At 59.6% G+C, this 14,371-nt stretch carries 14 protein-coding genes; 3 read left to right on the top strand and 11 right to left on the bottom strand.

Annotated features, from left to right (window positions below; genetic code table 11):
• Positions 1-197: 197 nt before the first annotated feature.
• From mutT to AC2TEL_RS05365, 3 genes are read right to left on the bottom strand one after another with little or no spacing between them, the layout of a single operon-like run.
• Positions 198-596, bottom strand: a complete 399-nt coding sequence (mutT, locus tag AC2TEL_RS05375) for an 8-oxo-dGTP diphosphatase MutT (RefSeq protein ID WP_480838729.1) — start codon at positions 594-596, stop codon at positions 198-200.
• Positions 593-1,819 (bottom strand): bifunctional glutamate N-acetyltransferase/amino-acid acetyltransferase ArgJ, encoded by a 1,227-nt coding sequence (argJ, locus tag AC2TEL_RS05370; RefSeq protein ID WP_480902404.1) that lies wholly within the window; start codon positions 1,817-1,819, stop codon positions 593-595. Before argJ ends, mutT begins: the two co-directional genes overlap by 4 nt.
• A gap of 6 nt (positions 1,820-1,825) precedes the next feature.
• On the bottom strand, positions 1,826-2,674 hold the full coding sequence (locus AC2TEL_RS05365) for a peptidylprolyl isomerase (RefSeq protein WP_480838725.1): 849 nt from the start codon (positions 2,672-2,674) through the stop codon (positions 1,826-1,828).
• Positions 2,675-2,850: 176 nt separating this feature from the next.
• Between AC2TEL_RS05365 and secA the strand changes: the two genes are divergently transcribed.
• The 3 genes from secA to AC2TEL_RS05350 all read left to right on the top strand — a co-directional run bounded on the left by secA (position 2,851) and on the right by AC2TEL_RS05350 (position 8,173).
• Entirely contained in the window at positions 2,851-5,568 is a 2,718-nt protein-coding gene (gene secA / locus AC2TEL_RS05360; protein WP_480902403.1) for a preprotein translocase subunit SecA, read from the top strand.
• A gap of 100 nt (positions 5,569-5,668) precedes the next feature.
• Entirely contained in the window at positions 5,669-6,592 is a 924-nt protein-coding gene (locus AC2TEL_RS05355; protein ID WP_480902401.1) for a hypothetical protein, read from the top strand.
• Between the two features lie 24 nt (positions 6,593-6,616).
• Positions 6,617-8,173, top strand: coding sequence for a substrate-binding domain-containing protein (locus AC2TEL_RS05350; RefSeq protein WP_480902399.1), 1,557 nt, complete (start codon positions 6,617-6,619; stop codon positions 8,171-8,173).
• A gap of 3 nt (positions 8,174-8,176) precedes the next feature.
• Here AC2TEL_RS05350 and radC read toward each other — a convergent pair whose 3' ends face one another.
• The 8 genes from radC to AC2TEL_RS05310 are packed head-to-tail and all read right to left on the bottom strand — an operon-like array spanning position 8,177 to position 14,369.
• On the bottom strand, positions 8,177-8,932 hold the full coding sequence (radC, locus tag AC2TEL_RS05345; protein WP_480902397.1) for a RadC family protein: 756 nt from the start codon (positions 8,930-8,932) through the stop codon (positions 8,177-8,179).
• Between the two features lie 35 nt (positions 8,933-8,967).
• Positions 8,968-9,702: an ABC transporter permease gene (locus AC2TEL_RS05340; RefSeq protein WP_480902395.1), complete on the bottom strand. Its 735-nt coding sequence runs from the start codon at positions 9,700-9,702 to the stop codon at positions 8,968-8,970.
• Positions 9,699-10,427, bottom strand: coding sequence for an ABC transporter ATP-binding protein (locus AC2TEL_RS05335; protein WP_480902394.1), 729 nt, complete (start codon positions 10,425-10,427; stop codon positions 9,699-9,701). Before AC2TEL_RS05335 ends, AC2TEL_RS05340 begins: the two co-directional genes overlap by 4 nt.
• Positions 10,424-11,098 (bottom strand): thiaminase II, encoded by a 675-nt coding sequence (tenA, locus tag AC2TEL_RS05330; protein WP_480838711.1) that lies wholly within the window; start codon positions 11,096-11,098, stop codon positions 10,424-10,426. Before tenA ends, AC2TEL_RS05335 begins: the two co-directional genes overlap by 4 nt.
• Complete coding sequence (locus tag AC2TEL_RS05325) at positions 11,095-12,030, bottom strand: ABC transporter substrate-binding protein (RefSeq protein ID WP_480902391.1); 936 nt, start codon at positions 12,028-12,030, stop codon at positions 11,095-11,097. The genes tenA and AC2TEL_RS05325 overlap by 4 nt, the downstream gene beginning before the upstream one ends.
• A gap of 19 nt (positions 12,031-12,049) precedes the next feature.
• On the bottom strand, positions 12,050-13,015 hold the full coding sequence (locus AC2TEL_RS05320) for a ThiF family adenylyltransferase (protein WP_480902390.1): 966 nt from the start codon (positions 13,013-13,015) through the stop codon (positions 12,050-12,052).
• Positions 13,012-13,608: a thiamine phosphate synthase gene (locus tag AC2TEL_RS05315; protein WP_480902388.1), complete on the bottom strand. Its 597-nt coding sequence runs from the start codon at positions 13,606-13,608 to the stop codon at positions 13,012-13,014. The genes AC2TEL_RS05320 and AC2TEL_RS05315 overlap by 4 nt, the downstream gene beginning before the upstream one ends.
• Complete coding sequence (locus AC2TEL_RS05310; protein ID WP_480902386.1) at positions 13,605-14,369, bottom strand: thiazole synthase; 765 nt, start codon at positions 14,367-14,369, stop codon at positions 13,605-13,607. The genes AC2TEL_RS05315 and AC2TEL_RS05310 overlap by 4 nt, the downstream gene beginning before the upstream one ends.
• Positions 14,370-14,371 lie beyond the last annotated feature (2 nt).

The following is a 14,371-nucleotide window of genomic DNA, read 5'->3' as shown; positions in this document are numbered from 1 at the left end:
AGGCTCCAAATCGTTACGTACGTTGATGTCGATCAGGCAACCAATCTGAGTTGGCCCAACGACATACTTGAAATATGGAGACTAACAGTGGCGGCTTTGATCGTTTTGCACCGGTCATCAGCCACCTGACAAACGACTGCTTCGTCCGCCTAGCCGCCGTCCAAACGGATTGCTGAAATGTCAGTAGTGTTCTTGACCTAAAGCCAATCCCTGAGAATCGGGATCAAGGGCACATCCGCCGCGGGCATGGGATAATTCCGCAGATCGTTCGCCCTCACCCATTTCAGCGCCTGCCCTTCTTTCGAATGCGGAATGCCCTCCCACTTGCGACAGGCAAACAGCGGCATCAGCAGGTGAAAGTCGTCATAGTTGTGGCTGGCAAATGTCAGCGGCGCGAGGCACGAGGCCCAGGTGTCAATGCCCAGTTCCTCGTGCAACTCGCGGATCAGGGCGGCCTCTGGGGTCTCGCCGGGCTCGATTTTGCCGCCCGGAAACTCCCACAGCCCGGCCATGGATTTGCCCTCGGGGCGTTGGGCCAGCAGCACCCGGCCCTCGATGTCGATCAGGGCTACCGCAGAGACTAATATGGTCTTCACGAGCGATAATCCGCGTTGATCTCGATATAGCCATGGGTCAGGTCGCAGGTCCAAACGGTGGATTTACCCTCACCCAGACCCAGATCGACCGAGATCACCAAATCCTGCCCTTTCATGTAAGCAGCGGCGCTATCTTCATTGTAGGCGGGGCTGACCCAGCCCTTTTCAGCAACCAGAATATCTCCGAATGAAATGCTCAGCAGATCGCGATCTGCGGCTGCACCAGATTTGCCAATGGCCATCACCACGCGGCCCCAGTTCGGGTCCTCACCCGCAATGGCAGTCTTCACCAGCGGCGAGTTGGCGATGGCCAGCCCGTGCACTTTGGCATCCGTATCCGAGGCAGCCCCGGTCACTCGGATTTCCACGAATTTCGTCGCACCCTCGCCATCGCGCACCACTTGTTGCGCCAGGTCCAGCATGACACCTTCCAACGCTTCGGCAAAGGTGGCGTCGCCCGTTGCATCGACACCCGAAGCACCGGTTGCGCATAACAGCAGGCTGTCCGAGGTTGAGGTATCGCTGTCCACCGTGATGCAGTTGAACGTCCGATCCGTCTGCGCACCCAGCATCGCCTGCAACGCCGATTGCTCGACCTTTGCGTCAGTGAAGATGTAAACCAGCATCGTCGCCATATCCGGCGCGATCATGCCAGATCCCTTCGCGATACCCGCAATAGAGACTGTTTTGCCTGAGATTTCGACCTGCGCCGAAGCGCCTTTCGGGAACGTGTCCGTCGTCATGATGGCACACGCAGCGTCTTCGACGGCATGGCGGCTGAGACCCGCCTTCAAAGTCTCAAGCTGGGCGACGATGCGTTCATGAGGCAGCGGCTCGCCAATCACTCCGGTCGATGAGGTAAAGACCCGCTCGACCGGCACTCCGGTCGCTGCAGAAACGGCACGTGTGACCTCGGCGACCGAGATTTGCCCGTAATGGCCGGTGAATGCATTGGCATTGCCCGAGTTCACCAGAATGGCCGCCGGCCCGTCGCTGGGCCCGCCGATCTTGTCCTGACAGTCCAGAACCGGTGCGGCGCGTGTGGCCGATCGGGTAAAGACTCCGGCCACGGATGTGCCCGGATCCAGCACGGCCAGCATGACGTCGGTCCGGCCCTGATAACGCACGCCCGCCTCGACCGTAGCAAATCGCACCCCGTCAATTGCAGGCAATTCGGGAAAGGCCGCCGGGGCCAACGGGGAAACCTTGGTGATCTTCGCCACGGGCGGTTACTCCTGAATCAGGTCCAGCTGGCGCATGACTTCAGGCCCGACACCGTCCAGCGACGGGCGATCAATCTGGGCCTGCTGAGTCAGTTCGTCAATGCGCGCCTGAACGGCCTCCTGTTGAAGGGTCTGGGCCAGTTCGCCTCGCACGGCCTCCAGTTCAGGGGCTTCGGTTTTGCGCTTGTCGTTCAGAATGACGACATGCCAGCCGAATTGAGTCTGAACCGGGTCGGAAACCTGCTCTTTTTCCAGCCCGACAACGGCCTCTTCGAATTCCGGCACCATTCGGCCCTTGCCGAACCAGCCCAGGGCACCGCCATTTGGGCCCGAGGGGCCGGTGGATTTCTCTTTTGCCAGCTCGGCAAAATCGGCTCCGTCGTCTAGCTGGGATTTTATGGCCTTGGCCTCATCTTCGGTCTCGACCAGAATGTGGCTGGCGTTGTACTCGTCTTCACCTTCGAAATCGGCGAACTGCGCATCATAAGCCGCCTGGATCGCGTCATCGGTAACCTGCGCCTCTGAAACGGCATTGATCGTCTGCACCGCAAGCAGCGACCGCGTTTCATTTTCTAGCGTCAGTTCATTCTGCGCGGACAGACCATCTTGCTGCTGGCTCAGCAACTGCTGTTGCACCAACTGTTCCACGATGAAGTCATAAAGCACTTCATCTTCCAGTTGCTGATACTGCGCCGGCAGGGTCGCAACAGTGGCGATAACGTGACCCAAAGTGATTTCATCCCCGTTCACGCGCGCGACAACCGTAGCGGCATCCGGTTCGGTTTCGGCGGCCAGTGGCAGCGCCATCACGGCAGCAAGCGCCAGCGATGGCAGAAAAGTGAGGCCTTTGGGCATGGAATCATCCTATTTCTTTGCCGCGACAGGGCGCAGCGTTGACACTCTGGAACCTGCCGCTTACATCGCTTTGAAGCCTTGGACAGGGCCGCCTTTCACCCCCCGTATCTATGGGTTGCGCGCAAGGTGGGCAAGCCTGTCGCAACCAAGACAAGAACAGATCCGCTGGAGTGAACATGCTGGGACTCGGAACGCTCGCCAAAAAGGTGTTCGGAACACCGAACGACCGCAAGATCAAGGCGACCCGCCCCCTGATCGACAAGATCAACGCGCTTGAGCCAGAGTTCGAAAAACTGTCGGATGAGGGTCTGATTGAGAAGACTGCCGAACTGCGCAAACGCGCGCTGGACGGTGAAAGCCTGGATGACCTGCTGATTGAGGCCTTTGCCAATGTCCGCGAAGGCGCCAAACGCGCGCTGGGTCTGCGCGCCTTTGACGTTCAGTTGATGGGCGGCGCTTTTCTGCATCAGGGCAACATCTCGGAAATGAAAACGGGCGAGGGCAAGACGCTGGTCGCGACCCTCCCCGCCTATCTGAATGCGCTGACGGGCAAGGGCGTTCACGTGGTGACCGTCAACGAGTATCTGGCCAAGCGCGATGCGGAATGGATGGGCAAAGTGTTCAGCGCGGTGGGCATGACCACGGGCGTGATCTGGTCGGGCCAGCCGGATGCCGAAAAAAAGGCCGCCTACGCGTGTGACATTACTTATGCGACCAATAACGAGCTAGGATTCGACTATCTGCGCGACAATATGAAGGCGGATCTGAACGAGGTTTATCAGAAATACCACAACTACGCGATTGTCGATGAGGTCGACTCGATCCTGATCGACGAGGCGCGGACACCGCTTATCATCTCGGGTCCGTCGCAGGACCGGTCCGAGTTGTACACGACCATCGATGCGTTGATCCCCTCGTTGGGCGAGGATCACTACACGCTGGACGAAAAATCCCGCAACGTGACCTTCACGGATGAGGGAAACGAATTTCTGGAAGCTCAGTTGCTGGATGCCGGTCTGATCCCCGAGGGCCATTCGCTCTATGACCCGGAAAGCACTACCGTTGTGCACCACGTCAACCAGGGCCTGCGCGCGCATAAACTGTTTCAGCGCGACAAGGATTACATCGTCCGCGACGGCAACGTGGTTCTGATCGACGAATTCACCGGCCGCATGATGCCCGGCCGTCGCCTGTCCGAAGGTCTGCATCAGGCCATCGAAGCCAAGGAAGGCGTGCAGATCCAGCCCGAGAACGTAACGCTGGCCAGTGTGACCTTCCAGAATTACTTCCGCCTGTACGACAAGCTGGGCGGCATGACCGGCACGGCCCTGACCGAGGCCGAGGAATTTCAGGAAATCTACGGTCTGGGCGTCGTCGAGGTGCCGACCAACAAGCCGATTGCCCGTATCGACGAGGATGATCAGGTCTATCGCACGGCCATCGAGAAATACGGCGCGATGATCAAAGAGACCAAGAAGGCGCAGGAAAAGGGCCAGCCGGTTCTGATGGGAACCACCTCGATCGAGAAGTCTGAACTGCTCAGCCAGTTGCTGACCAAAGAAGGCATCCAGCACAACGTTCTGAACGCGCGTCAACACGAACAAGAGGCGCAGATCGTTGCCGATGCGGGCCGGTTTGGCGCGGTGACCATCGCCACCAACATGGCAGGTCGCGGCACTGACATTCAACTGGGCGGCAATGTCGAGATGAAGGTTCTGAAGGCACTGGCCGAAAACCCCGAAGCCGATCCGGTTCAGCTGCGCGCCGAAGAGGAAGCCCGCCACGCCGAGGAGAAGCAGAAAGTGCTTGAGGCCGGCGGTCTTTATGTGATGGCCTCGGAACGCCATGAAAGCCGCCGCATCGACAACCAGCTGCGCGGCCGTTCCGGCCGTCAGGGTGACCCGGGTCGCACTGTATTCTACCTAAGTCTCGAAGACGACCTGATGCGCATCTTCGGCTCGGAACGACTGGACAAGGTGCTGACCACGCTTGGCATGAAAGAGGGCGAAGCGATCATCCACCCCTGGGTAAACAAGTCGCTGGAACGGGCACAATCCAAGGTCGAAGGCCGCAACTTCGACATGCGCAAGAACGTTCTGAAATTCGACGACGTCATGAACGATCAGCGTCGGGTAATCTTCAGCCAGCGACGCGAGATCATGTCGGCAGACGATCTGTCCGAGATCGTTTCGGACATGCGCGAACAGGTGATCGACGATCTGATCGACGAATACATGCCTCCGAAATCCTACGCCGATCAGTGGGATACGGACGGTCTGCACGAAGCGGTCAAAGACAAGCTGTCCATCGACGTTCCCGTTCAGGACTGGGCTGCCGAAGAAGGCGTGGACGACGAACAGATCCGAGAGCGTCTGGTCAAGGCAGCGGACGAAATGATGGCCCAGAAGGCTGTCGCCTTTGGTCCTGAAAACATGCGCAACATCGAAAAACAGGTACTGCTGCAAACCATCGACAGCAAATGGCGCGAGCATCTTCTGACGTTGGAACACCTGCGTTCGGTTGTTGGATTTCGTGGCTACGCCCAGCGCGACCCATTGAACGAATACAAGAATGAAAGCTTCCAATTGTTCGAAAGCATGCTGGACAGCCTGCGCGAGACCGTCACGCAGCAGCTGTCACGCGTGCGCCCTCTGACAGAGGACGAACAGAAAGAGATGCTGGCGCAGATGGCAGCGCAGCAGGCTCAGGCACAACAGGCTGTTGATCAGGCGACAAACCGCGCCGAAGCCATGGCCGAGGCCGACGCTTCGGGCGATCCGCTGCCCGGATTTGTCGAGGACGATCCTTCGACCTGGGGAAACCCGTCACGCAATGACAAATGCCCCTGCGGGTCCGGAAAGAAATTCAAGCATTGTCATGGCCGCCTGACCTGAGGCGGCCTGCATTGGAACACAATGACTCCGCCTGTCTGCCACAATTAAGCCGCGATTGTTAACGAAAGTCCGACTCGCTCCTTCAACTGGGGAGGGTGTCTTGTTTGTCGTAAGAAACTACGTGACCATGGGCGGTACTGTTGCCTGCGCCCTGGCCATCGGATATTTGATGCAATACGGCCCGGCGGCGCAGCGGAATGCTGCTCAGGGGTCCGAACAGGTGGCCAACGTCACCGGGCAAGCGTCGACCTTGGGCGCGATCGAAGCTATCGTGCTGACCTCTTCCCCCAGTCCGGGCAAAACCGCCACTGATTTTCCGAGGACGACTTTCATACCATCCCGCGTAGAACCGCTGGCCCGGACGAGTTGCCAGGTCAGTGCGCGGGCGTCCGCTGCGCCCGATGCCAACGCGCGGCTGAAGATCAAGGCCCCCTGCCACGAAAACTCGGCGATCGAAATCCATCACAGCGGTCTGACCTTTACTGCCATGACCGACGCACGCGGCGCCGTTGACCTGACTGTTCCCGCACTATCCGAATACGCCATTTTTCTGATTTCTCTTGAAGACAAGAACGGCACGGTCGCCACCACTCACGTCCCTGATATCAGGGAATTCGACCGGGTCGCCTTGCAATGGCAAGGCCGGACCGACCTTCAGCTGCATGCGTTGGAGTTTGGCGCAAGCTATGGGCAGACCGGGCATGTCTGGGCGAACTCCGACGCCGATGGTGCCGGAACAATGGTTCAACTGGGTCAGGCGGAAATTGCAACGGCCCGCAACGTGCAGGTCTATTCCTTCCCCAAAACATCCTCGGAAGATGCCGGCACAATCGAACTGAGCGTCGAGGCCGAAGTGACCGAGGCCAATTGCGGTCGCAATCTGAGCGTACAGGCGCTGGAGCTGCGCGGCGACGCCGCACTCAAGTCGCGTGACCTGTCGCTGACACTCCCGGACTGTTCCCGCGCCGGTGAGTTTCTGGTGTTGAATAATCTGCTGGAAGACCTGACAATCGCGGCCAAATAAACGGCAGGCAGGCTCGGCTTTCGAATGACATTTTCCCGATTGGCGGCGACCGCGCTGTTTTGCGTGGCCTTTGCAGGCGGCGCACAGGCGCAGGATATCACCCTGACCTCGCATGACGGCAAGGTCGAGATCACCGGAAATCTCCTTGGATATGATGGCGAATTCTACCGCGTCGACACGCAATTCGGAGAGCTGACGGTCGATGGCTCGGGCGTTACATGCGATGGTCTCGCCTGTCCGAACCTTATTGATTTCGTGGCCGAGGTCACATTCTCAGGATCATCGGTCATGGCCGAAACCATTCTGCCCGCGTTGGTCGTTGGCTTTGCACGACAGGAAGGTCTGACCGCGACTCCGATCCACGAACCGCCGGCAGGATTCGTGTATGAGTTGCACCAGCCCGACCGAAAAGCCCCATTGGCGCGCCTGCGGTTTCGTGTCGGCAACACGGATCAGGGCTTTGCCGAACTGATTGCAAATGAGGCCGACATCGTCATGGCTTTGCGCGAGATCCGGCAGGAAGAGAGCGAGGCAGCGCATGCAGCCGGCCATGGCGATCTGAGGCAGGTGCGCCGGTCGCGCGTCGTCGCCCTGGACGCCATGGTACCGATTGTGGCTGCGGACAATCCTGTCCGGCAGATTTCGCTGGTCGATCTGGCACGCGTTCTGTCGGGTGAGATCAGCAACTGGTCTGAACTGGGTGGACCGGATGCGCCGATTACCCTGCATGTGCCGAATGCCGGGTCAGGGTTGGCACAGGGGATCGAGGCGCAGCTACTGGCGCAGGCGGATGTTCCCCTGGCCGAAGCCGCAACGCGACACGAACGATACGGGGCGCTGGTGCGCAATGTCGCTGACGATCCCTTCGGCATCGGTATCGCCAGCCGGGCCGATATTGGCGGCGGGCGAGCATTACCTCTAACCGGCGGATGCGGACACGCAATGGCAGCGACACGACAGTCGATCAAGACCGAGGATTACCCGCTGACATCACCGATGTTTCTGTATCTGCCTGCGCGCCGGTTGCCGAAGATTGCGCGCCAGTTTCTGGCCTATGCCCAGAGTTCTCGGGCGCAATCGGTTATTCGCCAGGCCGGATTCGTGGATCAGGCACCGGAAACCGAGGGCCTTGGCGTGCAGGGGAATCGTCTGGCCAACGCCATCGCGTCGGGCGGGCCCGAGGTTGGCCTTGACGAGTTGCAGCGCATGATCGAAACGCTGCGGCCCATGGCGCGCCTGTCCTTGTCTTTCCGGTTCGAACCTGGCTCATCAAGACCGGACGCGCAGTCGCGGTCGAATATCCTGCAACTGGCGCAGGCGCTGGAATCCGGTGCCTTCGACGCGCGCAAGTTGACCTTTGTTGGCTTTAGCGATGGTCATGGTGCAGCCGCCGCAAACCAGCGGATTTCCCAACTCCGCGCGAAAACGGTGCGAAATGCAGTTCTTGCGGCAATTGAAACCTCTGTTCCCGATACGGTCGAGATCGCTGTCGACGGGTTTGGTGAAGCCATGCCGATGGCCTGCGATGACACGGAATGGGGTCGGAAGGCCAATCGCAGGGTCGAAGTCTGGGTTCAATAGCCGTCAGAGATACCCCTGCGATCGGAAGCTGAGCTCGGTCGATTTCCCGATGATCAGGTGATCGTGCAACGTCAATCCCAATGCCGTGCAGGCATCCTGAATGCGGATGGTCATATCGATATCCGATTGCGACGGCGTCGGATCACCTGATGGGTGGTTATGCACCAGAATCAGGGCAGACGCGTTCAGCTCAAGCGCGCGTTTTGCAACTTCGCGCGGGTAGACGGGAACGTGATCCACTGTGCCCTTGGCCTGTTCCTCATCCGCAATCAGCACGTTCTTACGGTCCAGGTAAAAGACCCGGAACTGCTCAATCTCTCGATGTGCCATCGTCGTGTGGCAATAATCCAGAAGGGCATCCCAGCCCGAGATCACATGCCGCTGCATCACCCGCGCGCGCGCCATCCGATGCGCGCAGGCCTCGAGAATCTTGAGGTCGGTGATCACCGTGTCTCCAACGCCCTTGATCTGCCGCAACCGTTCCTCGGGCGCAGTCAGAACACGGTTGAAATCGCCGAACGCATCCATCAATGCCCGCGCCAGCGGCTTCACATCCTGACGCGGGATCGAGCGGAACAGGACAAGCTCCAGCAATTCGTAATCCGGCATCGCCGCAGACCCGCCCGCCATGAACCGTTCGCGCAGCCGCCGCCGGTGGTCTTTGATGTAGGAGGGTAACCGACCCGACGGCAGCGGCTGCGCCGGAGCTTCGTCCGTGTCAAACAGCATGGGGGCTTCGGCAAAGGCATCCTGTGTCATGGCCATATCCTGACGCAGAATCGGTTTCTGAATGGTTAACGGTTTTCACCAGCCATCCCCGCCGTCGCGCTCCGAACGATCATGTGCAGCAAGATGGAAAATACACCCAGCGTCAGCATCGCGGCAAACATCAGATCGGTCTTGGCGCGGCCATTTGCCAGCAGCATCAGATAACCCAAACCCTGTGAGGACCCGACCCATTCGCCGATCACCGCCCCAATCGGCGCGTATACCGCTGCAAGCCGCATCCCCGAAGCCAGCGAAGGCAAGGCGGCGGGAATGCGGATGTGCCACAGAACCGTGCGGCGGCTGGCCTGCATCGTGCGTGCCAGATCCAGATAGCCCGGCGGCGTTCGCATCAGCCCGTCAAAGAAGGACGAGGTGATCGGGAAGTAGATTATCAGGACAGCCATCGCAACCTTGGACCACAACCCGTAACCCAGCCAAAGCGTCAACAACGGCGCAAGAGCAAACACAGGAAGGGCCTGCGTGAACACCAGCATCGGTTGAACCAGCACCCGCGCGGCCCGCGAACTGGCCAGCTGCAGGGCTGTGATCACGCCCAGAACAGTACCGCAGGCCAGACCGACCACCACTTCGACCGCGGTGATCCATGTATGTTCGGCAATGACCCAGCGGTTCTGCCACCAGGTCTCGGCCACAACCCCCGGTCCCGGCAGGATGAATTTGGGCAGGCCGGTCAGGGTGGCGACGCCCTGCCAGATGGCGAGCGCGAAGAGCGTCGCGGCAAGACCGGACAAGTGCCTCATTCCGCAGTCGCCCGCAGTAGTCGCAAAAGCGATCCCTGTGTTTCCAACGTTTCAAGGTCGTCAACCTTGCGCGGCGCAGGTGCGCGCGGAGACCGGCAGGACGTCAGCCCGCCCGGTGTCATGACAACGATGGTCTGGCCCAGACGCGCGGCCTCGCCGGGATCATGCGTCACCAGCAAAACGGTGCGGCCCCGCAGGAGCTCGGCCGCCAGATCCTGCATGTCCGCGCGGGTACGTGCATCGAGGGCCGAGAATGGTTCGTCCAGCAAAACGATCGGGCGATCTTCCATCAGAGTACGGGCCAGGGCCACGCGCTGTCGCTGACCACCTGAAAGCTCGGCCGGTTTCTTGTTCATGTGGTCGCGCAATCGCATCCGCCCGATCAGAAGATCGCGCCGTTCAAGATCAATCGGTTCGCCTCGCAGTCTCGCCCCCAGCGAAATATTCTGTGCCACAGTCGCCCATGGCAGCAGCAGATCGTCCTGCGCCATATAAGCGACGCGTTTCGCAATCGGTTGCCGGTCATTCGCGGCAATGGTTCCGGTGAATCGCGCACCGGTTTCCAACCCGGCGATCAATCGTAAAACAGTGGTTTTCCCGACGCCCGAACCACCCAGCAAGCATGTCCACTCCCCTGCGCCGATCGTCAGGGTCAACGGCGCGAACAATGGCGCGCATTCGATTTTGGCCTGGCCGCTGATCGTCAGTTCGGGCGCCGTGGTCAAGGTGTCAGACCCATTTGCCAGAAATTGACCTCGAGCTCTGTTGCGGTGCGAAAGGTCTGGCACAGGCGGTCCCAACGCGGCGCCGTCCGGAAATCCGCCCCAATCCGCCGCGATAGAGCCGAATCCAGCAAGCGCCCCACGGAACGACACGCGTCCTGATAGTCTTTGCTGGCATAGGCGTCGATCCAGTCGCGATAGGTCTCGGACGTAGATTCAGCAGACAGACGCTTTCCGATTTCTCCATATCCCATGACGCAGGGGACAAGGGCCGCCAGCAGGTTCAGCAAATCACCGCTATAGCCTGCTTCGAGCACATATCGCGTATAGGCCAGATTCTCAGCCCGTTCCGGGGTGGCGAACAATTGTTCCTGTGCGATACCCTCTGCCTCGCAAATACCGATATGCAGCTTCATCTCTTCGCTGATCAGCCCGTTCACCGTGCGCGAGGCAGCCAACATCTCTTCATGCGTTTCCGATTTCACCACAGCGAGCGCCCAGGCACGTGAAAAGTGGATCAGGAACACATAGTCTTGTCGCAGATAGTGCAGAAACGCCGCGCGCGGCAACGAGCCATCCTTCATACCTTCGACAAAAGCGTGGCGGGTATACTCCCGCCACGGGCCCTGCGCCGCATCGCGCATCAGCGCGAAGGCTTTGCCGTATTCACTCATTGCGCGGTCACGTCTACTGTAATGGCGCTGACCGGGTTGATACTGTCGATCATGCCGCTGTCCTTGAGGAATTCTTCGAACCGCGCATATCGACCTGCATCAAACCCCGCCGGGCGCAACGCAAAACGCGGCAAAGTGTCGACCCAGGCGCGCGCGTTCAGCTCATCCTGCAGTTCCGGAGAGGTGGCCGAGAAGATCTCCCAGCTTTTATCCGGGTTGTTTACCATGAATTGGGTGGCTTTCTCGGTCGCGGCCAGAAATCTTGCGATCTTGTCCGTGTCCATCCTGTCGGAATTGGCGACATAGATCAGCTCGTCATAGGGCGGCACGCCTTCTTCCTCGACATAGAAACAACGACCCGCAACACCTTCAATATCCATCTGGTTCAGTTCGAAATTGCGAAATGCTCCGATCACGGCATCCACCTGACCGGTCATCAGCGACGGCGACAACGAGAAGTTGACGTTGATCATCTCGATATCGTCTAGCGCCACATCATGCGTGTTCAGCATTGCGGTCAGGACAGCCTCTTCAACACCCGCAACCGAAAAGCCTACTTTTTTGCTCTTGAGATCCGCCAATGTTTGGATCGGCCCATCTTCCAGCACCAGCAGGCAATTCAAAGGCGTGGCCACCAGCGTGCCCACACGTTTCAATGGCAAGCCTTCGTGGATTTGCAGGTGCAACTGCGGCTGGTAGGAAACCGCCAGATCAGCCTGTCCCGCAGCAACCAGGCGCGGTGGCGCGGACGGATCGGCGGGCGGGACGATTTCCACCTCCAGCCCCTCATCCGCGAAGTACCCGTTTTCCTGCGCGATGATGATCGGACCATGATCGGGATTGACGAACCAGTCCAGAAGCACGGTCATCTTGTCGTCGGCCGAGGCCGGCACGGCGGCCAGCAAGGCAAGGGTTGTGATCAGTTTTCTCATTGCTCGCGTTTCCTTCTGTTCACGAGGTTGAAGCCGCAACGAGGACGATCTCGCCCGGCCAATCCGGTTGAATGCGTTCGGCCGCTCGCCACGCGCGCAGACCCGTAGCGCAGCACAGCACCAGTCTTTCGCCCTGATTAGGGTCCAGTTCTTTGAGGTGTTCCTGCGATACCCGTTTGGCATCCGGATGGGCCGGGATTGGCGCCTCGTCTGTGCCGCGCAACTCGATAATCTGGTCCGTTTCGGTCAGTTGGTTGGCAGACAGGAAGCGAAAACAACTGTCCGGTTCTGGTGCGTTGTCAAACCGGAATCCATTACTACGCAGGGTGCGGGCATCATATTGAATCAACTGGCCCAGTGGTGATGGCTCCACCTTAAGGATAAGGTTCAAAGCCATCTGTGCCTGCGTCGCGCCGATCACGGCCACGACGGGGCCAAGCACACCTGCGGAAGCGCAGCTGGAATTGTTGTCCGGCGCGTCCGGAAACAAGGCCCGCAACGACGGGGCGCTGCCGCAGAAGCCGCCCGCATAACCCGACAACCCAAGAACCGACGCGCTGATCAGCGGTTTGTCCTGTTCCAGGCACGTGTCCGAGAGAATGTAACTGGCGGCATAGCTGTCCGCGCAGTCGAGGATCACGTCCGACCTTGTGACCAATGTGCGGGCATTTTCACTCGTTAGAGCCTGATTTCGGTCAACAACCTCGATCTCACCATTCATCGCACGGCAACGATCAGCGGCAACTTCGGCCTTGAAGCGACCACAATCCGCCTCAGTAAACAACGTTTGGCGGTGCAGGTTCGACACATCGACAGTATCATTGTCCACAATCGTGATCCGACCAATACCGGCACCGGCTAGCAATGGCAGAACCGACGAGGCCAGCCCCCCTGCACCAACCACCAGAACGCAGGCGGAAGACAGTCGCGCCTGTCCCGCGACCCCCACCTCGGGCAGCAATAACTGACGAGCGTAACGGCTCATCGCGTTACCTCGATCCATTGCCGCACTCGGGCTTCTGGCTCCGGGCTTAGCGTGATGTCGGTCACGACCGATACGATGTCCGCCCCGGCGGCAAGCACATCCGCAACACGTTCAACACTCATACCGCCGATTCCGACCAGTGGGATATCGCCGATACGCGCCTTCCACTCCGTCACGCGTGGCAAGCCTTGTTCGTGCCATTTCATCTTTTTCAGGATCGTCGGATAGACCGGCCCCAAGGCGACATAATCCGGATCCAAGGAAAGCGCGCGCTCAAGCTCTTCGTTGTCGTGAGTGGAAACGCCCATATTTAGACCCGCTTTTCGAATGGCTTTCAGGTCGGCGTCGTCCAGATCCTCCTGCCCCAGGTGGATCCAGTCGCACCCCAGATCAATGGCTAGTTGCCAGTGGTCGTTCACCACCAGAACGGCGCCGTGCCAGCGACACAGATCGCGTGAAATGGCGATTTGTTCGCGTACCAAGTCCTCGGGCTGGTCCTTTACACGCAACTGCACAAGTTTGATGCCCAGCGGCAACATCCGCCGCAGCCAGTCGGAGTGATCGAAGATCGGATAAAACCGGTCAAGGGTCATGACAGGAACGCCTTCCCGATGACCGGAGTGGATGCCACGGCCATATCGCGCTGTTCGATCGGGTCGGCGCGATAGGCCAGTTTCCCGGCTTCAATAGCCTTGACCATCGCCTGTGCCATAACCACCGGATCACCGGCCCGTGCGACCGCTGTGTTCAGAAGAACTGCGTCAAATCCCAGCTCCATCGCGTGGGCAGCGTGACTCGGCAGACCGATCCCCGCGTCGATGACCAGAGGTGTATCGGGGAATTCCGCCCTCATCGCGCGCAGTGCATATTCGTTGCTCAGACCGCGCCCCGATCCGATTGGCGCGCCCCAGGGCATCAGAACCTCGCATCCGGCCTCAAGCAGGCGTTCGCCAACGATCAGGTCATCGGTTGTGTAGGGAAACACCTGAAACCCATCCTCGGTCAGGATGTGTGCGGCCTCGACCAGTTGAAACACGTCCGGTTGCAGGCTGTCGGAGTGGCCGATCAGTTCGAGTTTTATCCACGGCGTTTCAAAAACCTCACGCGCCATTTGGGCTGTGGTGACAGCTTCCTTCACCGTGTGGCACCCAGCCGTGTTTGGCAGAATGCGGACACCCAAGTCGCGGATCATGCGCCAGAAAGTCTGGCCTCCGCCTGATTCCCGGCGCAGGGACACGGTCGCAACGGCGGCCCCGCTTTCGCGAAACGCGCGCTCAAGGATGGCCGGGCTCGGGTATTGCGCGGTGCCCAGCATCAACGGGTTGGGCAGTTCGACACCGAAGAAGGGTTTCATCC

Source organism: Ruegeria sp. HKCCD9138 (assembly GCF_057220975.1).
The sequence above is the reverse complement of the archived record's forward strand: the minus strand, read 5'-3'. Positions and strand labels throughout refer to the sequence as shown.